At 66.7% G+C, this 18,634-nt stretch carries 17 protein-coding genes; 10 read left to right on the plus strand and 7 right to left on the minus strand.

Going from position 1 to position 18,634, the window contains the following annotated elements; genetic code table 11:
* Positions 1–2: 2 nt before the first annotated feature.
* The 3 genes from rbbA to QN315_RS08410 form a co-directional block, all read right to left on the minus strand.
* Positions 3–2,756 (minus strand): ribosome-associated ATPase/putative transporter RbbA, encoded by a 2,754-nt coding sequence (rbbA, locus tag QN315_RS08400; RefSeq protein WP_323992914.1) that lies wholly within the window; start codon positions 2,754–2,756, stop codon positions 3–5.
* Positions 2,757–2,968: 212 nt separating this feature from the next.
* Positions 2,969–3,967, minus strand: a complete 999-nt coding sequence (locus tag QN315_RS08405; protein WP_323992916.1) for an HlyD family efflux transporter periplasmic adaptor subunit — start codon at positions 3,965–3,967, stop codon at positions 2,969–2,971.
* A 499-nt stretch (positions 3,968–4,466) separates the two neighbouring features.
* Complete coding sequence (locus QN315_RS08410; protein WP_323992917.1) at positions 4,467–5,234, minus strand: SDR family oxidoreductase; 768 nt, start codon at positions 5,232–5,234, stop codon at positions 4,467–4,469.
* A gap of 150 nt (positions 5,235–5,384) precedes the next feature.
* Here QN315_RS08410 and QN315_RS08415 point away from each other — a divergent pair, with 150 nt between their 5' ends.
* Together QN315_RS08415 and QN315_RS08420 are read left to right on the plus strand one after the other, a co-directional pair.
* A complete protein-coding gene (locus QN315_RS08415; protein WP_323992919.1) occupies positions 5,385–6,284 on the plus strand; it encodes an AraC family transcriptional regulator in 900 nt (299 codons plus the stop codon).
* A gap of 122 nt (positions 6,285–6,406) precedes the next feature.
* Positions 6,407–7,360 (plus strand): N-acetylmuramic acid 6-phosphate etherase, encoded by a 954-nt coding sequence (locus QN315_RS08420; protein ID WP_323992920.1) that lies wholly within the window; start codon positions 6,407–6,409, stop codon positions 7,358–7,360.
* Here the strand turns inward: QN315_RS08420 and QN315_RS08425 are convergent.
* A complete protein-coding gene (locus QN315_RS08425) occupies positions 7,354–7,977 on the minus strand; it encodes a YitT family protein (RefSeq protein ID WP_323992922.1) in 624 nt (207 codons plus the stop codon). The genes QN315_RS08420 and QN315_RS08425 overlap by 7 nt on opposite strands.
* A 335-nt stretch (positions 7,978–8,312) precedes the next feature.
* Between QN315_RS08425 and QN315_RS08430 the strand changes: the two genes are divergently transcribed.
* Both QN315_RS08430 and QN315_RS08435 read left to right on the plus strand, forming a co-directional pair.
* Positions 8,313–8,561: a DUF2171 domain-containing protein gene (locus tag QN315_RS08430; protein ID WP_176640914.1), complete on the plus strand. Its 249-nt coding sequence runs from the start codon at positions 8,313–8,315 to the stop codon at positions 8,559–8,561.
* A 159-nt stretch (positions 8,562–8,720) separates the two neighbouring features.
* Positions 8,721–9,650: a prohibitin family protein gene (locus QN315_RS08435; protein ID WP_323992924.1), complete on the plus strand. Its 930-nt coding sequence runs from the start codon at positions 8,721–8,723 to the stop codon at positions 9,648–9,650.
* 281 nt (positions 9,651–9,931) lie between these two features.
* On the opposite strand, the gene QN315_RS08440 is transcribed toward QN315_RS08435, so the two are convergent.
* A complete protein-coding gene (locus QN315_RS08440; protein ID WP_323992926.1) occupies positions 9,932–10,372 on the minus strand; it encodes a helix-turn-helix domain-containing protein in 441 nt (146 codons plus the stop codon).
* A gap of 247 nt (positions 10,373–10,619) precedes the next feature.
* On the opposite strand from QN315_RS08440, the gene QN315_RS08445 reads away from it, so the two are divergent.
* Together QN315_RS08445 and QN315_RS08450 are read left to right on the plus strand one after the other, a co-directional pair.
* The gene (locus QN315_RS08445) at positions 10,620–11,474 is read left to right on the plus strand and encodes an SDR family oxidoreductase (RefSeq protein ID WP_323992928.1); all 855 of its coding nucleotides are present in this window, start codon (positions 10,620–10,622) and stop codon (positions 11,472–11,474) included.
* Positions 11,475–11,690: 216 nt separating this feature from the next.
* Entirely contained in the window at positions 11,691–11,951 is a 261-nt protein-coding gene (locus tag QN315_RS08450; RefSeq protein WP_323992930.1) for a hypothetical protein, read from the plus strand.
* A 25-nt stretch (positions 11,952–11,976) separates the two neighbouring features.
* Here the strand turns inward: QN315_RS08450 and QN315_RS08455 are convergent, their stop codons facing one another.
* Positions 11,977–12,867: a LysR family transcriptional regulator gene (locus QN315_RS08455; protein ID WP_176640379.1), complete on the minus strand. Its 891-nt coding sequence runs from the start codon at positions 12,865–12,867 to the stop codon at positions 11,977–11,979.
* A 102-nt stretch (positions 12,868–12,969) separates the two neighbouring features.
* Here QN315_RS08455 and QN315_RS08460 point away from each other — a divergent pair, with 102 nt between their 5' ends.
* The 4 genes from QN315_RS08460 (at position 12,970) to eutC (ending at position 17,573) form a co-directional block, all read left to right on the plus strand.
* A complete protein-coding gene (locus tag QN315_RS08460; protein WP_323992932.1) occupies positions 12,970–13,815 on the plus strand; it encodes an oxidoreductase in 846 nt (281 codons plus the stop codon).
* Positions 13,816–14,019: 204 nt separating this feature from the next.
* Positions 14,020–15,408, plus strand: coding sequence for an ethanolamine ammonia-lyase subunit EutB (locus QN315_RS08465; protein ID WP_323992934.1), 1,389 nt, complete (start codon positions 14,020–14,022; stop codon positions 15,406–15,408).
* Between the two features lie 145 nt (positions 15,409–15,553).
* Entirely contained in the window at positions 15,554–16,807 is a 1,254-nt protein-coding gene (locus QN315_RS08470; RefSeq protein ID WP_323992936.1) for an alpha-hydroxy acid oxidase, read from the plus strand.
* Between the two features lie 40 nt (positions 16,808–16,847).
* Complete coding sequence (gene eutC / locus QN315_RS08475; RefSeq protein WP_323992938.1) at positions 16,848–17,573, plus strand: ethanolamine ammonia-lyase subunit EutC; 726 nt, start codon at positions 16,848–16,850, stop codon at positions 17,571–17,573.
* Positions 17,574–17,589: 16 nt separating this feature from the next.
* Here eutC and QN315_RS08480 read toward each other — a convergent pair whose 3' ends face one another.
* The gene (locus QN315_RS08480) at positions 17,590–18,627 is read right to left on the minus strand and encodes a pepsin/retropepsin-like aspartic protease family protein (RefSeq protein WP_323992940.1); all 1,038 of its coding nucleotides are present in this window, start codon (positions 18,625–18,627) and stop codon (positions 17,590–17,592) included.
* Positions 18,628–18,634: the final 7 nt, after the last annotated feature.

Raw genomic sequence — 18,634 nt, forward strand, 5'->3', positions numbered from 1 at the left:
CGCTACTTCTCCTGCTTCCTGAGTATGAGCGCGCTCACGGTCCAGAGAACGGGAATGCAGCACCCGAGGAAAATGACGTCCTGCATCAGGAGATCCGCGCCGAGGCCCTTGGTGAAGGCGCCCTTGCTGGCATGCATGTAATAGGTCGTGGGCCAGATCGTCCCTACGAACCGCGCCCGGCCCGCGAGCGTCGAGACCGGCTGCAGGAAGCCGGAAAACTGTATGGTGGGCAAAAGCGTGATGATCGTCGTTACGAAGACGGCGGCGACCTGGCTGCTGGTGAAGGTTGAGATGACCATGCCGATGCCCGTCGTGGCGACGACATACAGCAATGTGCAAAGCGTCAGGACCAGAAAGCTGCCTTTGAGCGGTACATCGAAGACGATGAGGGCCATCGTCACCAGGACGGCATAGTTCATCATGCCGATCGCGACATAGGGAAGCTGCTTGCCCAGGAGATATTCGAGCCGGCCGGTCGGCGTCACGTAGAAATTGATGATCGAGCCCAGTTCCTTCTCCCGCACGACGCTGACCGCCATCAGGATCGCCGGGATGAGGATGAGCAGGATCGGCGGGATGCTGGGCACCATCGCATAGACGCTTTCGAACGTCGGGTTGTACATATAGCGGTCCTGGAAATTTGCGGTGTATTTCTGCGGGGTGATCTCCAGCCCGCTTGGGGGATTGCGCAGGATCTCGTCCTGGACGCCTTGAACATATTGCGCGATGGTTTCGCCACGGAACGTGTCCGCGCCGTCTATCTCGGCAAGAACTTCCGGCCTTGAGTCCCTGCGGAGATCCCGACCGAAATTCGGAGGCATCTCCAGAACGAGCGAGATCCTGTCCGACTGCATGCGCGCCAGCGCATCGCCGGCCGAGCGGACCGGAAGCATCTGCGTGAAATATCGCGGCGTGCCCTCAAATTGTTCGAGATAGGTCCGGCTTTCAAACGTCTGGTCGAGATCGAAGGTCGCATAACGAATATGTTCGACGTCCGTCGTGATTCCGAACCCGAAGATGAGCATCAGCAGGGCCGAGCCGACAAAGGCGAAGGCCAGGCGGACCGGATCGCGCAGGATCTGCATCGTTTCGTTGACGCTGTAGGCGAGCAGCCGCGCCAGACGCAATGAAGACCCGGAGGGCGCCTCATGCGGCGGCGCGGCGGCTGACGGCGATCCGCCGATGTCCGGCTTCGCCTCGCCCTGCGCGCCGGACGCCGCCTCTCCGATCGCATCCTCCATATAGGCGATGAAGGCGTCTTCCAGGGTGGTAGCGTTTTGCGCCTCGATCAGTTTCCGCGGCGCGTCGGCGGCGAGGACCCTGCCCGCATGCATGAGCGAGATTCTGTCGCACCGCATTGCCTCGTTCATGAAATGCGTGGTCACGAAAATCGTAACGCCCTGCCGGCGCGAGAGGTCGATCAGCAATTCCCAGAAACTGTCGCGTGCAACGGGATCGACGCCCGACGTGGGTTCGTCCAGAATGAGCAATTCCGGGCCATGCAGAACAGCGACCGCCAGCGACAGGCGCTGGCGCAAGCCCATGGGCAACGCGCCGGCCAATGCGTCGAGATAGGGGCCGAGCCCGAATTTCTCGACAAGCTCCTCGATCCGCGCCTTGGCCCTGTCGGGCGGCATGTGATAGAGGCGCGCGTCGAGAACGAGGTTCTGCCGGACCGTAAGCTCGCCATAGAGCGAGAACGCCTGCGTCATGTAGCCGATGTTCTTTCGCACCACGATGCTGCCGGCATCGACCGACTGACCAAACAGCCTGGCGCTGCCTTCGGTCGGCGGCAGCAATCCCGTCAACATTTTCATGGTCGTGGATTTGCCGCAGCCATTGGAGCCGAGGAAGCCGAAAATCTCTCCACGCTCGATCGTCAGGGAGACATGATCGACGGCGACGAAGCTGCCGAAGCGCCGCGTCAGCCCTTCGGCGTCAATGGCGATTTCGCGCTTGCCGGCCGGCCGCGGCGGTATGGCGAGATCGACGTGGCCGGTGCGTTTTTCCTCGGGCAACAGGGCGATGAAGCATTTTTCGAGGTCCGTCGTGCCGGTTCGCGCCATCAGTTCCGCGGGGGTGCCCGTCGCGAGAACACGTCCGGCGTCCATGGCCACGATCCAGTCCCATTGCTGGGCCTCGTCCATGTAGGCCGTCGAGATGATGACGCTCATGCCGGGGCGCCCGGCGCGGACCTCGTCGATCAGCGCCCAGAACTGCCGACGGGACAGCGGATCGACGCCGGTCGTCGGTTCATCGAGAATGAGCAGGTCGGGGTCGTGCACCAGCGCGCCGCAGAGCCCCACCTTTTGTTTCATTCCACCCGACAGCTTGCCGGCGGGACGGTCGGGAAAGGGCGCAAGCCCTGTGCCGTCCAGCAATACCCTGATGCGGGCCAGGCGCTCGGCGACGGTGAGGCCAAAGAGCCGGGCCATGAAATCGACGTTCTCTTGTACGCTGAGCTCGAAATAGAGATTCTTGCCCAGACCCTGCGGCATGTAGGCGATCCGCGGGCATGCCTCCCGCCGGTGCCGCAGATCCGCGATGTCTCCGCCCAGGACGATCACTTTGCCCCGTTGCATCTTCTTGGATCCGGCGACCAGCGCCAGGAGCGTCGATTTGCCGACGCCGTCCGGCCCGATGATGCCGACCATGCGCCCGGCGGGAATATCGAGGGAGAGCCCATCGAGCGCCGCGACCCCGCCATAGCGATGGGTGACGTCCTGTATGGACACCACCGGCACGCTGGCAGACATGGCAGGCGGCACATGAGGCGCAGTGTCTGACATGGATTGGTTCTCTGGCGTGTTGCGGCGGCATTGTCGCCTTCGTGACGCTTCGTTGATGTTTATTGCCCCGGCGCCTGGAGAATTTCCACTGAACCGGGGATCAGTGGAAATGCTCTACATCGTTATTTTATCACGCAGTTTCACCCGTTCAAACGAGTCCATTCGAACGGGACCGGCCTCTATCCTCCGTTTTTTACGGGAGACACGGCGTTCTCAAGCGAGGCCGGCCAGGCTGTCGCTTGATCTATTTTCACGTAGCCGACGCCCCGCACGCCGGTCTTGACGACGTCGATATAGGACTCCACCGTCTGCTCAGGCACGCGGATCTTGACCCGGAACATCAGCTTCTCCCGCTCACTGCGGGTCTCGACCTGTTTGGGTGTGAACTGCGCTTCGGGCGACACGAAGCTGACATATCCCGCGACGGGGCGATTGGGGAGAACATCGAGCACGATCCGCGCCTCGGCGCCGATCTTCACCTTCGCCGCCTGCTCCGACGGGAGGAATATTTCCATGTACACGTCGTTCAGGTTTACCAGCGTCAACGCCTTACCGCCCGGCCCCAGGACCTCGCCAACTTCGACCAGCCGATAGAGCACTCTTCCCCTGACCGGCGATTTCAGCGTTGCATCGTCAATTCGGGTTTGGATCGTCGACACCTGGGCCTCGGCGACTTTGACCTGTTGTTCAATCGTGCGTAACTGGGCTTCGTCTTCCTGAAGGCCGGCCGTCGTGGTCTGTACCGCCGTCCTGCGGACGTCGAGTTCCCGTTGCGAACCGGCACGTTCCGCGACGAGCGCGCTGCTGCGCCTGACCTCGATATTGGCGAGATTGATCTCGCTTTGCGTCTTGATGATCGCAGCCCGGACCACGGCCACTTTTTCCTGCGTCGCCGCGACGTTCAACTTTGCCTCTTGAAGCTGCGCCTGCAATGTGGACGTATCCAGCAGGACCAGAACCTGGCCCGGGTTGACCAGATCGCCCTCATCGGCGCGGATTTCCTGCACCCGGAGCGCTTCCTTGGCGGTGATATCGACGAGTTTTGCCTCGATCCGTCCGTTACCCGATGCGATTCCCTTCGGCAGCGCCGACTGCATCTGCTGCCAATATTGGTAGCCGAAATAGGAGGCGACCAGAACAACGGCCGCCACTATCCACAGGAGCGACTTTTTCGACATCGCCGCGAATCCTCCGGGGATGATTTTCTCTGCAGGGCAAGCCGGCTGCCGTTCCCTCCTGCCTTGACGCGATCCGGCCGTCTGTCCTCGGCCTCGACGCAAAAGCTTATATCGGCAGGATGAGTTTCCGTGCGCCTTTCACGATTTCGAGTTACCTGGAGCGTTTTCACCAAACACCGGTTCGGGAAATGCTCCAGGTTATTATTTATCGCGCATCTTCACCCGTTCAAACGCGTCCGTTTGAACGGGATCCGCTCTGATTTGTCGGAAAACGAAACGCCGTCCAAATCCGCCCGATCCGCCGGACCCGATGGATGGCGCTTCGTCCTTTGGGGGGAATTCTGGCCATGCGCCGGCCCTGGCCTGACGAGATGATGTCGGCCAGCCGGGGGTGCGGATCGACGCCGTCAAGTTTCGCGGTGGCGAAGGACAGCGTGGTTTCAGTGAGGGGGATGGCGCCTCGGAGGGTCGGAGGCGCCGACGGGCGGACTTTGGACGATCAGATCGACATGCCGCCGGAGACTTCGATCCGCTGGCCGTTGACCCAACGGTGGTCCTCGGACAGCAGCGAGGCGACCATCGGTCCGATATCGTCCGGCAGGCCGGCGCGGCCGAGGGCGGTCATATCCGCGACCCGCTTGTTGAATTCGGGGTTGTCGCGGACCAGGCCGCCGCTGAAATCGGTCTCGATCGCGCCGGGTGCGACGACGTTGACCGCGATCCGGCGCGGGCCCAGTTCCTTGGCCATATATCTGGTCAGGATTTCGACGGCGCCCTTCATCGTGCCGTAGGGCGCGCGGCCGGGCATGATGACGCGGGTGAGGCCGGACGAGATGTTGACGATCCGGCCGCCATCATTGATGAGCGGCAGCAATTTCTGCGTCAGGAAGAAGACGCCCTTGAGATGGACGCGATAGAGGGCATCGAACGCGTCTTCGGTGGTGTTCTCGATGCTGTCATGATGCGAGGTGCCGGCATTGTTGACCAGATAATCGAAACGCTGTGCGCCGAGGCCGGCCAGCGCCTGCCGCACGTCCTGCACGAAATCGCCGAAGCCCGCCGTATCGCCGGCATCGAGCTGCAGGGCGACGGCCCTGCGTCCCGCTTCGGCCGCCAGGGCGGCGACCTGTTCGGCTGCCGCCCGATCGGCGTGGTAGGTGAAGATCGCATCGACGCCGCGCCTGGCGAGGTTCAGGACGATGTTGCGCCCCAGTCCCCGGCTGCCGCCGGTGACGAGCGCGATTTTACCTGAGGTTTGACGGGTCATGGTTTTTCCCTGGAAGCTGTTCCGGTGAGGCTGTTCCGGTGCCGAGCCTATGCGCCGGGCCCCTGGTTCGGCCATGCCGGAACCCGCCCATTTCTTGCCTGATTCCACCTCGGCGCTTACATTCGGGGCCGCCACGACCAGGGCTGTCCCATGGATGAACTCTCTCGATTACGTGACGCCGTCGGCACATGTTTCGCGTGCCACGGCAATGCCAGTCCGCTTTACACCGCGATCGATGGCCTGATCCTGCTGCGGTCGGCGGCCGAGCGGAACCCGGCGCATATCCTGCACAAACCCGCGCTGTGCATTGTGGTGCAGGGCGCGAAATGGACCAGTTTCGGCGCGCTTCGGCTGGAGTACCGGACGGGCCAGGCCATGGTCGTCAGCGTCGAGATGCCGGGGGCGAGCCAGGTGGTCGAGGGCGGAGAGGGCGCGCCCTATCTGAGCGTCGTGATCGAGCTGGACCGGGCGATCATGCGCGAGGTCTTCGAGCGCATGGAGGCGCCGCCCGTGCCGGACGACCGCGCGGGGGCCTTCGTCCTGGAGTTGGACGACGCGCTTGTGGGGTGTGCGGCGCGGGCGGTCGGATTGCTGCGCGAGCCGCAGGCGATTCCCATCCTCTATCCGGCGGTGATGCGCGAAATCTGCTATCGCCTGCTGGCCGGGCCGCACGGTGCGGTGCTGTCGCGCCTGGTGGTCGGGGTCGATCGCGATCGCCGCCTGGTCGAGGCGATCCATGCGCTGAGGGAGAAATTCGACCGGGTGCTGCGCGTCGACGACCTGGCGGCGGCGGCAGGGCTGAGCCCGACCGCGTTTCATCGCCAGTTCAAGGCCCTGACCGCGATGACGCCGATGCAGTTCCAGAAACAGATCCGGCTGATGGAAGCGCGCAGGCTGCTGCTGTCGGGCGGCATGTCGGCGGAGGCGGCGGCCTTTGCGGTCGGTTATGCCAGCCCGTCGCAATTCAGTCGTGAATATCGCCGGATGTTCGGATTGCCGCCCGCCCGGGACGCTTTGCGGCTTTCTGACCCGCCCGGCGCGGCGGCGTGAAGGGAACGATCCGCATGGGGACGGACCTGTCGGGGCACGTGGCGACGTATTTGGACGTGGCGCGGCCGTCGGGCCATAAGGGGGATCGTGACCCGAATGGCGAAGGACTTGCGGATATTCCGATGAACGACATCAGCGACGCGGCCGGCATTGGCGGGACGGAAGGGCAGGATCCGCGCTTTGCGGAGATCGATCTGTGGCCGACCGCGTCGATCCTGGAGGCGCTGGCCGAGGCGCAGATGAGCGCCGTTGCCATGGTGCGGGCGGCGATCCCCGAACTGGAGCGCGTTATTGCCGCGGCCCTGCCCCGGCTGCGCGCGGGTGGCCGGCTGTTCTATGTCGGGGCCGGCACGTCGGGGCGGATCGGCATGCAGGACGGGGTGGAGCTGACCCCGACCTTCGGCTGGGCGCCGGAGCGGCTGGTGCTGCTGCTGGCCGGGGGGACCGGGGCGCTGTTCCAGGCGGCCGAGGGCGCCGAGGATGACGAGGACGCCGCGCGGCGCGACATCCTGGCCCATCGGCCCGGCGGCGACGACGTGGTGCTGGGCGTCGCGGCCAGCGGCAATACGCCCTATACCGCCGCGGCGCTGCGTGCCGCGCGGGCGGCCGGCAGCCTGACGGTGGGCATGAGCTGCAATGCCGAGGGGCGGCTGCTGCGCGAGGCCGAGCTGGGGATCGGGATCGTGACCGGTGCGGAGGTCATTGCCGGTTCGACCCGGCTGAAGGCCGGGACCGCGCAGAAGGCGGCGCTGAACCTGCTTTCGACCACGCTGATGGTCCGGCTGGGCCATGCCTATCGCGGGCAGATGGTGGATATGCGGGTGGTGAACGCGAAATTGCGGCGGCGGGCCGCGCGCATGGTCCGGACCCTGGCGGGCGGGACGGATGACGAGATCCGCCAGGCGCTGGACGCCGCCGGCGGCAACGTCAAGCGCGCGGTGCTGATCCGGCACGGCATGACGCTGGAGGCGGCCGAAGCCGGCCTGGCCCGGCATGGCGGCGACCTGCGTGCGACGCTGGATGCGATGGGGCGTGCGATGGGAGATGCGCGGGGGGCCGCGGCGGCGGGTCAGTAGCCGGTATAGCGACCCGGGCGGTGGAAGGTGGCGACCACGCCGCTGATCGCCACCGCGCTGACGGCCGAGAGCAGGACGTGGCGGACATCGATGACCAGGAGCGAGAGGGCCAGGATGGCGGCATCGATGGCCAACTGGCTTTTGCCGGCGTTCCAGCCGCGCGTCTTGTACAGCCACAGCGTGATGACGCCCGTGCCCCCGACCCCGGCCTGGTGCCGGGCCAGGGACAGGATGCCCATGCCGATCGCCGTTCCGCCGAAGAAGGCCGCCCAGAACGGGTTGATGGCGCCTAACGTCATCAGATGCGGGAAGACCAGGGCGGAGAGGGTGACCGAGAAGCTGACGATCAGCGTCTTGAGCGCGAACGCGCCGCCCATGGTCCGGCAGGCGAAGGCGAGGAAGGGAATATTGATCAGCGTGAAGAGCAGCCCGGCCGGCAGCTTCACGACGTAGGACAGCAGCAGCGCCACCCCGGCGACCCCGCCGGTGACCAGTCCGGCCCGGTGCAGGCAGGCCAGGCCGAGCACGATCAGCGAACAGCCGATGACGAGGGCATAGGCGTCTTCGAACAGCGAATGGCGCAGGGGCGAGGCGGCGTCGGCCTGGGTTCGGGGCATGGCGGGCACGATGTCCGGCGAAAGGGCTGAAACGGGCGGGGGCGGGACGGATGCGGCACGTCCTAATTGAGCGATGGCCCGCGTGTAAAGCGCCGTTATTTTCTTGCCCGGCACGGGGTTGGCGCCGTGCCGGGCGGCTGGTTTTTCGTTTCGCAGTGTAATCATCTTACGCTGGGCATCTTACGCCTGGCATCTTGCGCCGGGCGCGTCGCGCAGGGGAGCCTGCCCGAGGGGTGCATGGGGGGAATACGCAACGGGATGTGATCGGCGGGCCCGTCCGCCGCCGCCGCCGCGTTCCCATATGACGGGCTCGGACAGTCTGCGAGGAGGCGTCCATGACACAATGGTTCCAGTTGCATTCCGGCATGAAGATCGTCGGGGCGGACAATGCGCCGGTCGGCGAGGTCCAGGAAGCCGAAGGGGGGGCGCGGCTGCGCCTGACCGGCACGGACGGGGCGGCGCATTACCTGCCCTTGTCGATGGCCGACGCGGTGCAGGGCGAGGTGATCCGGCTGAATTGCGCGGCGTCGGAGGCGATCGCCCATTTCGACACCGAGTTGCCGGCCGGCGAGGATACGACATAGAGCAGATCCCGTTTCGGCCGGACTTGTTTGAACGGGTGAAGAGGCCCGATTGAATAATAGCTTGGCGCATTTCCACTGAACCGGTGTTCAGTGGAAGCGCTTTGGGTCTTTTGCCGGGGGTGGATTGCCGGGGCAAGCGATCGCCGATATCGTGGCGTCATGCATTTTCGGTATGACGGGGCCAATCCCCGGACGATCGCCCGTTATGGTGCCCTAGCCGCCGGGGCGCTGGTCGTGTTGTCGCTGCTGTTCGGCACCGGATACACGATCGACCAGAAGAATGTCGGCGTGGTATCGCGCTTCGGCGCGTTTTCGCGCACGGCGGGGCCGGGGCTGCATTTCAAGCTGCCTTGGGTGGAAAGCGTGGTGGAATACAGCACCGCCACCCAGCAGGTCGCCATCCAGAAATCCGAAGTCTTTACCGCCGACAACCAGGGCGTGAACGTGACGATGCTGGTGCAGTTCAACGTTCCCGACGGGGATGTGCAGAACCTGTACGAGCATGTGCCGTTCTATGAACAGCGGATCTATACGCTGGCCAACGACCGGATGAAGTCGGCCTTCGGCCGGCGGCAGGTTTCGGACGTACCCAGCGCGCGCAGCCTGATCGAGAGCGAGATCAAGGCCGATGTGGCCGCGCAGGCGCTGAAGCTGTACGGCATCGAGGTTTCGGAAGTTCAGATTACCGACCTGGATTATACCGAGGCGTTCCGCCACGCCATCGACATGATGACCCGGGCGAAGGCCGAGGTGACGCGGTCGGAACAATTGCGCCAGCAGGCGGTGATCGACGCCGAGCGCCAGCAGATTGCCGCCCAGGCCAACGCCAACGCGGCCGTGGCCGCCGCCGAGGGCGAGGCGCGGTCGATCCGCGCGAAATCGGAGGCCGAGGCCGCCGCGACGCGGGTCAAGGGCGAAGCCGAGGCGGATGCGATCCGCGCCCAGGCGGCGGCGCTGGGCGCCAGCCCGAACTATGTGACCTATACCCAGGCGCGGCGCTGGGACGGCAGGCTGCCGGCGACCATATTGGGATCGCAGCCCGTGCCGATGATGACGATGCCTGTGATGGGGCCCATGAACGGGCACTGACCGCGCCGCCGAACGCGGAAAGGCCGCACAGGTCGGAATGCCTCCAATGGCTCGATGTGGCCGTCGTTCTCGGCCGGTTTCGCCGTCGTCGAAGAGTTGGCCGTGCCTTGTGCCAATTGGTGTCGTGATTGGCCGTCCCGCGGTCTCCTTTTCGGGGCGCTGCCCCGCACCCCGCCAAAGGCGGTGCCTTTGGAAACCGATTCCGGATCGATGTCATGGGGTGCAGGGGGTCTATGGCCGCTGCCGGGTTCGGGCGGGGGCCCGGCCTGTCTTTCAATCGGTCACTGTTCAAGATGTCCCGGGTCAAGATGCCCCGGGTCAAGATGCTCTGGGTCAAGATGCCCTGGCCCCGGCGCGTCCACCGCCTGCGGTGATGGGATCGCGAGGTCCCGGAGCAGCAGGCGCGACCCGACATCCACGATCGCCTTGATCGCGGGGAGCAGTTCCTGCCCCAATGGGGTCAGATCATACTCCACCGTCGGTGGCGATGTCGGCATCACGCTGCGGCCGAGAACGCCGCGATGCTCCAGATCGCGCAGCCTGCTGGTCAGCACCTTCGCCGAAATGGCCGGGATGTCGCGGCGCAATTCCGAAAACCGTCGCGGGCCGTTGCTGAGGGACCAGAGCAGTTCGGGCGTCCAGAGGCCGCTGAGCAGAGCCATGCATTTCGACATGGGGCAGCCGGGGAGCGCCTTCACCTTGGTTCGCATTCTCAGGACCATCGCGCAGCCTCCATGGCGAGTTTCCATCTGGGGCGAGTTTCCATCTGGTAACCGGAAAGTAGAGGTAACCGCAAGATAGGAGGTTTCTGCAAGTAACGCGTGCGGCTATCTGAAGGCTCTCTGATCGCGGAGCCGGTGACGACTTTCCCCGTCACGTCCCGCCACGCATTCGTGGCGTGCGCAGACACGGGCGCCGTCTTCCGGCCCGGTACACAACGATCAGGCACACAACGACAAGAGGCCGAACATGTACGCAATCACCGGAGCGACGGGGCAGCTTGGCCGCCTCGTCATCGATACGCTGCTGAAGACCGTCCCGGCAGGCCGCATCGTCGCCGCAGCGCGCAATCCGGCCAAGGCGCGTGACCTTGCCGAGCGCGGCGTGATCGTGCGCGAGGCGGACTATACCCGTCCCGACACGCTGCGCACGGCGCTGGCCGGCGTCGACAAGCTGCTGCTGATTTCCTCGACCGAAGTCAGCGGCCGCGTGCCGCTGCATCGCGCGGTGATCGAGGCGGCGCGCCAGGCCGGGGTTTCGCTGCTTGCCTACACGAGCATGCTGCATGCCGGCACGTCGCCCGCCCGCCTTGCGATCGAACACCGGCAGACGGAAGAGGCCATATCCGCGTCGGGCCTGCCTGCCGTGATCCTGCGCAATGGCTGGTATATCGAGAACCATCTGATGGCGCTGCCCGTGGCGCTGGAGCATGGGGCCTTCGTCGGCGCCGCCGGGAATGGGCGCTTTTCCTCGGCGGCGCGCGCCGACTATGCGGCGGCCGCGGCCGTGGCGCTGACCGCGGAGGATCAGGCGGGCCGGACGTATGAACTCGCCGGCGACGGGGCCTTCACGATGGCCGAACTCGCGGCGGAGGTGTCGCGCCAGTCGGGCAAGGCCGTGGCCTATAACGATCTGTCCGCCGAAGCCTATGCGGGCGTGCTGACGGGCGCGGGGCTTCCGGCCGACCTGGCCGCGCTGCTGGCCGACGCCGATGTCGCCGCCTCGCGCGGTGCCCTGTTCGATGATGGCGGCGCCCTGTCGCGGCTGATCGGCCGCCCGACGGCCTCGCTGGAAAGCCGCGTCGCGGCCGCGCTGCGCGGTTGAGGGCGGGCCGGGCAGTCACGCAAATGGGGCCGGATCTGTCGGGCGTGGGTGGGTGCGGTCACAGGAGGCCGGTGCCTGACCGTTGCCCACGCGGGGACGGCGGATCGCGCCGCCGGCTCCACGCGCCGAACACCGAACCGGTGGCCGAGGGGTGCTGCCGATTCCTCAGGTTTGACGGGAATCCGTTTGTCAGCACTGGATATAAAGGAAAGAAGCATGATGAAAAATCTTATCGCCGCGGGATTGGCGCTGACGGGAATGGCGTCTCCGATCGCCGCGCGGGCCGCGGGTGCGCCGATCATCGAAGTCGTCACGGCGAAACTGATAAGCGATGTCACGATCGCGCAAATGGAAGCGATCGATCACGAGATCGGCACGAACCTGATCGCGAAGCGTCCGGGCTTCGTGTCCGATGAGGGAAGGGACGCTGCGTCGCTTCTCGGCGATTTCGAGGTGTCGTTTTTTTTGTCGGCCTGATGGAGAGGCGGACCTTCGTGTCGGGTCATCCCTCCCGTGCCATTGCGACGAAGGCGCCCAGCACCGGACGTGCCTGTCGCCGTGATGGATGATAGAGGAAAAAACCCGGAAATTCCGGCGTCCAGTCTGCGAAAAGCCGCACGAGCCGCCCTTCGGTTACGAATGGCGCCGCACGGTCTTCCAGCACGTAGGCTATGCCGATCCCTTCCAGCGCCGCCTGCAGCATCAACTCGGGCTCGTTGAATGTCAGCGGTCCGTCGACGCGCACCTCCAGCATTTCCCCTGCGCGCTCGAACTCCCAGGCGTAAAGCGATCCGGCTGCGACCATGCGATAGTTGATGCAGCGATGGCCCGTCAGCGCGCGCGGGTCGTCCGGCATCCCGTGGCGGGCCAGGTAATCCGGCGACGCCACGACCGCCATGCGTAAGTCCCCGCCCATCCGGATTGCGACCATGTCCTGCTCGATCTTCTCGCCGAGACGGATCCCGGCGTCGAACCCGTCGGCGATGATGTCGCGAAAACCATAATCGATCAGCACCTCGATCGTCGCATGCGGGTAGGTTTCCGTGAAGCGGGGCAGGATGGGCCGCACGACCGCTTCATACCCCTCTCGCGTCGCCGTCAGCCGGAGCGTGCCGGACACGCGATCGGCCCCGGTCTGCAGGAGGTCGAGGGCCTCGTCGATCTGTCGCAAGGCCGGGTCGAGTGCTGCGAGCAAGGCCGCGCCGGACGCGCTCGGCGCGACGCTGCGGCTGTTGCGCTGAAGCAGCCGCACGCCGAGGGCGGCTTCGAGCCGGCGGATCGTATGGCTGAGATTCGAGGTCGACATGCCAAGCTCGGCCGCGGCCCGGGTGAAGCTGCGATGCCGCGCGACCACGCCGAACATCGCCAGATCATCCAGGCGTCTTTCGCGCATCATGCAATTCCTTTCAACACGTCATCTCATTTATCCCATCTTATCGCGCGATGTGCCGTGCGCCACAGTGCCGCTGCGTCACCACGACAGGAGTGCAGGATCATGATCGAGCGAAATGCAGTGTGGCTGATTACGGGATGTTCGTCGGGCCTGGGCCGTGCCCTGGCCGAACAGGTGCTTGCGGCCGGATACCGGCTGGTTGCGACGGCGCGCCGTCCGGAAACGCTGGGTGATCTTGTCGCGCAGGCTCCGGACCGCGCGATGGCACTGGGCCTGGATGTCACCGACGCTGCACAGATCGAAGCGGCCGTGCGGCAGGCCGAAGCCCGCTTCGGCGCGATCGACGTTCTCGTCAACAATGCGGGCTATGGCTATGTCGCCGCCTTGGAGGAAGGCGAGGAAGCCGATGTGCGGGCCGTGTTCGAGACCAACGTCTTCGGGCCGTGGAAAGTCACCAATGCCGTCCTGCCGGGCATGCGCATGCGCGGGACGGGTCATGTCGTCAATATCGGCTCTGTGGGCGGTATGGTCACGTTCCCGGCGGTCGGTTTCTATCATATGACCAAGTTCGCGCTGGAAGGTTTTTCCGAGACGCTCGCCAAGGAAGTGGCCCCGTTCGGCATCGGCGTGACCATTGTCGAGCCGGGCGCATTCCGCACCGAATTCCGCGGGGCGTCGATGAAGCAGTCGGCTGTTCGGCTGGCGGAATATGCCGATACGGCCGGCAAGGTGCGCGTCAATCTGCCGGCAGCCCATGGCACCCAGGCCGGCGATCCCGTGCGCGGCGCCCGGGCGATCATCAAGGCCGTGGCGGCGGAGCATCCGCCGTTGCATCTGGTGATCGGCGGTGATGCGCTCGATCTGATCCGGAAGAAGATCGCCGACCTGACACGTGGTCTCGACATGTGGGAAGCCGTAACGCGCGATACCGCATTCGAGGGTGCATGAGGCGGCAGGCACCTGCCGGCTGTCGCCTCATTGTCGTCATAAGGAAAATCCCGAGGTATCCTCGGTCGATAGGGTAAATTCGATCGCCGTCCGTACTTGCGCGCATTCGGCGCCGGGCCCGGGGCTGCGGCGGCGTCCGTTCCGTGTGAAATGCCTTGACCGCGTCCGGCGCGTTGTTGCGACAATGGCGCGGGAGGGCGCGGCATGGGGTATCGGAGCATCCTGGCGGGCGAGCAGTATCGGTTTGCCGATCTGCGCCATGTGCTGGCCTGTGCGTCGCCGCTGCGCTCGGGCGATGAGCTGGCGGGGGTTGCGGCGGCCGATCCGGTGGAGCGGATCGCCGCGCGTTATGCGCTGGCGGATATTCCCCTGGTCGATTTCCTGCGGGATGCGCTGGTGCCGTACGAGCAGGACGAGGTGACGCGGCTGATCCAGGACGGCCATGACGCGGCGGCGTTCGCGCCCGTCGCGCACATGACGGTGGGGCAGTTGCGCGACTGGCTGCTGTCGCACGCGGCGGACCATGCGGCGATCGGTGCGCTGGGGCCCGGCCTGACGCCCGAGATGGTCGCGGCGACCAGCAAGCTGATGCGCAACCAGGATTTGATCGCGGTGGGGCGCAAGATGCGGGTGGTGACGGCGTTCCGCAACACGCAGGGCCTGCCGGGGCGGCTGGGCAGCCGGTTGCAGCCCAACCATCCGACCGACGATCCGCAGGGGATCGCGGCGTCGCTGCTGGACGGGCTGCTGCTGGGCGCCGGGGATGCGGTGATCGGGATCAATCCGGCCGGCGACAATGTCGCGACCGGGATCGTCCTGCTGGACATGCTGGAGGCGATGCGCACGCGCCATGACATTCCGGCGCAGAGCTGCGTGCTGACGCATGTCACCAATACCATCCGGATGATCGAGCAGGGAGCGCCGGTCGACCTGGTGTTTCAGTCCGTGGCGGGGACACAGGCCGCCAATACGGGATTCGGCGTTTCGCTGTCGCTGCTGGCCGAGGCGCGGGAGGCGGCGCTGTCGCTGCGGCGCGGGACGGTGGGACAGAACGTGATGTATTTCGAGACCGGCCAGGGGGCGGCGCTGTCGGCCGAGGCGCATCACGGCATGGACCAGCAGACCGCCGAGGTGCGGGCCTATGCCGTGGCGCGGGCGTTCGCGCCGCTGCTGGTCAATACGGTGGTCGGGTTTATCGGGCCGGAATATCTGTATGACGGCAAGCAAATCATCCGGGCGGGGCTGGAGGATCATTTCTGCGGCAAGCTGATGGGCCTGCCGATGGGGTGCGACGTCTGCTACACCAACCATGCCGAGGCGGACCAGGACGACATGGACAGTCTGATGGTGCTGCTGACCGCCGCGGGGGTGAATTTCCTGATCGCCGTGCCGGGCGGCGACGACGTGATGCTGAGCTACCAGAGCCTGTCGTATCATGACATGGCGACCCTGCGGTCCAGTTTCGGCCTGCGGGCGGCGCCGGAGTTCGAGGCGTGGCTGGAGCGGATGGAACTGGTGGATGCGCACGGCCGGGTGCGGCTGGACGCGCCGCGCCAACTGGGGCGGCTGGTCGCGCCGGACCTGCCGGCCTGAGCGGCCGCTTTCAAAAAATCCATTGCCGCGCGGGAGCTGTCCGCTGGAGACGGGTGCGGCAACCGGCCGCCTTGCGGGCGGTTAAGGGGGACATAGGCCCCGCTTAACGGGACGCGCCCTTGTGGCTGTGGATGGAGCGCATGTCATGACATCATCGAGCCGGACATCATCGAGCCGGGCGCGCATGGCGCAGCGCGGGAAGCGTGGCGCGGGCGGCGACCGGCGGGGCGTTGAGCGGGGATGCGATGGGCGGGATGCATGGCGTTATCTGAACCTGCACGACTATGCGCCGGTAGCGCGGCGCCGGCTGCCGCGGGCGCTTTATGCCTATGTCGCCGGGGCGGCGGGGGATGGGCGGGCGCTGGAGGCGAACCGGGCGGCCTTCGCCCGCTGGTGCCTGATCCCGCATGTGCTGCGCGGCGTGGCCGGGCGGCGCGCGGATGCGACGATCCTGGGCAGGGCCTATGCCATGCCGGTGGGGATTTCGGCGTTCGGCGCCGCCGGGGTGATCCGGCATGACGCGGATCGCGCCATGGCGCGCGCGGCGCGCGCGGCCGGCGTGCCGTATCAGTTGAGCGCCAATTCGATCACGCCGATGGAAGAGGTGATCGCGGATAATCCGGATGCGTGGTTCGCGGCCTATCTGCCCGGCGATGCATCGGCGATCGCGCGGATGGTGGCGCGCGTGGCGCGGGCGGGATTCGGGACCCTGGTGGTGACCGTCGACCTGCCGGTCGCGGCGCGGCGGGAGGACGAGGCCCGCGCGGGCTATGCGATGCCGCTGCGGCCCTCGGCGCGGCTGGGGCTGGATATGCTGGTCCATCCGCGCTGGGTGCTGGGGCAGATGGGGCGGACGCTGCTGAAGCGGGGCGTGCCGCATATCGAGAATATCGCGCCGGGGCGCGGACCGTCGATCTTTGCCCGCGATGTCGGGGCGGTGGGCGGGGCCGCGGATTTCAACTGGGATTCGGTCCGGGCCATCCGCCGCCTGTGGGGCGGCAAGCTGGTGCTGAAGGGGATTCTGGCGGCCACGGATGCGCTGCACGCGCGGGATATCGGGGTGGACGGGATCATCGTGTCCAACCATGGCGCGCGGCTGTCGGATACGGTCATCGCGCCGCTGGAGGCGCTGCCGGCCATCCGCGCCGCGTGCCCGGACATGACGATCCTGCTGGATGGCGGGGTGCGCCGGGCGGGAGACGCGATCACGGCGATCGCGCTGGGGGCGGATGGGGTGATGATCGGGCGCCCGTTCTTCTTTGCCACCATCCTGGGGGGACAGGCGGGACTGGCGCATGCGATCGGGCTGGTGGCCGGGGAACTGGACCGGGAGATGGCCTTTCTGGGGCTGCTGGACCTGAAAGAGAGTCGCGACGGGCGGCTGTATCGGCGTATGTAGGGGCATGCCGTCATGGAGGTGGGCTGTGCAGGACCGCGTGATGCCGGTTGGGGACCCGTGGGATGCGCTGCGGCGCCTGACGCCCGCGCGGATCGGCCAGGCCCGCAGCGGGGATACCGTTGCGGTGGGCGAGGTGCTGGCGTTTCAACTGGCGCATGCGCGGGCGCGGGCGGCCGTGTGGGCGCCGTTGCGGGAAGACAAGCTGGGCCTGGGGGCGGAAGTGCTGCGCGTGCGCAGCCAGGCGGACGAGCGGGGCGTGTTCATCCGGCGGCCCGATCTGGGGCGGCGGCTGGCGCCGGACAGTGCCGCGGCGCTGGTGCGCGGGGATCATGACGTCGTCTTCGTGATCGCGGATGGGCTGTCGGCGATCGCGGCGGAGCGGCAGGCGCCGGCGGTGCTGGCGGCGGCGCGGCGCCTTCTGGCGGGGTGGCGGATCGCGCCGGTGGTGGTGGCGCATAACGCCCGGGTCGCGCTGGGCGACGAGATCGGGCACCGCCTGGGGGCCCGGTGCGTGGTGATGATGATCGGCGAGCGGCCGGGGCTGAGCATTGCGGAATCGCTGAGCCTGTACATGACCTGGGGCCCCCGTCCCGGGCGGGTGGATTCCGAGCGCAACTGCATTTCCAACATCCATTCCCAGGGCGGATTGCCGGCGCGGGAGGCGGCGGCCAAGCTGGCCTGGCTGCTGGACGGCGCGCGGGCGCTGGGGGCGAGCGGGATCGGGCTGAAGGAGGATATGCCCGGGCGGGGCCTTCTGGAGGGGTGACGGCCCGTCCATAGGATCAGGGCGGGGCGGGCCGGTCCTGGACCGTGGTTTCGGCCAGGCGGGACTGGGCCGGGCTGAAGCCGCCATCCGCCGGCATGCCCGGCGGCGGGGGCTGGGGGTCGGAGAAATAGAGCATGCGGGTGGGAAACGCGAAGAGGACGCGCCGGCCGCGGAAGAAATTCATGCCCAGGATGTTGGTGGTCGCGGGGGTGACGTCGGCGAGCAGCCCGGTGCCGCGATAGCCGCCCAGCACGTAGCGGGCGAAGGCATGGCGGCGGCCGATGATGGCCGGGCCGGCATCGGTGCGCGAGCGGGGATCATCATCCAGCATGGATGGGGTCACGCCGGTATCGGTGGCGTCCGCCGTGCGGAGGATCGAGGCGTTGGAGCCCGGTTCGAGTTCCATGCCGACCGGCACGCCGCCGATGGCGACCTGCACCATCGTGTCCATGCCTTCGCGGTTCGGCAGGAGGGGCGCCTGATAGGCGTGGGCGCCGGCCAGGCGGGTGAGAGCGGGGCAGTTCGGCGCGCCGGTTTCCCTGAACAGGGTCAGGCTTTGCCCCGGGAAATCGAGCAGCACGTCGTAATTGCCGAGGATATCGTAGCCCAGCACGGCCAGCACGGGCCGGCCGTCCAGCCGGCGGTCGCCGATCGAGCCGAGCATGATGCCGCGCACCTTGCCGGCCCGGCCGCGCCCCAGCGCCAGGCTGTCGATCGTGGTGAGGTAGCTGTGGCCGCCCCCGGCGATGGTCTGGACGTCCAGCTTGCGGCCCATCGGATAGGTCATGCCGGGACGCTGGAAGACGCCGATATTTTCCTGGGTCAGGCCGAGGAAGGCGACGCCCTGCGTGCCGTTGATGGTGACCGGCACCGCCGGGCTGCCCCAGCCGCTGACCAGCGGCACCGAAATGACGTGGGCGACGCAGCGTCGGGGCACGGTTTCGGGGCCCAAGGTTTCGGAGTCCTGGGCTTGGGCGGCGGACGGGTGGCAGAGACAGGAAAACGCCAGGAATGCCAGAGGCGGCGACAGGCGCCGCCCGCGCGCTTGCGACATGAAGGAG

The organism is Nguyenibacter sp. L1, from assembly GCF_035199985.1.
Classification (GTDB): Bacteria; Pseudomonadota; Alphaproteobacteria; order Acetobacterales; family Acetobacteraceae; genus Gluconacetobacter; species Gluconacetobacter vanlangensis.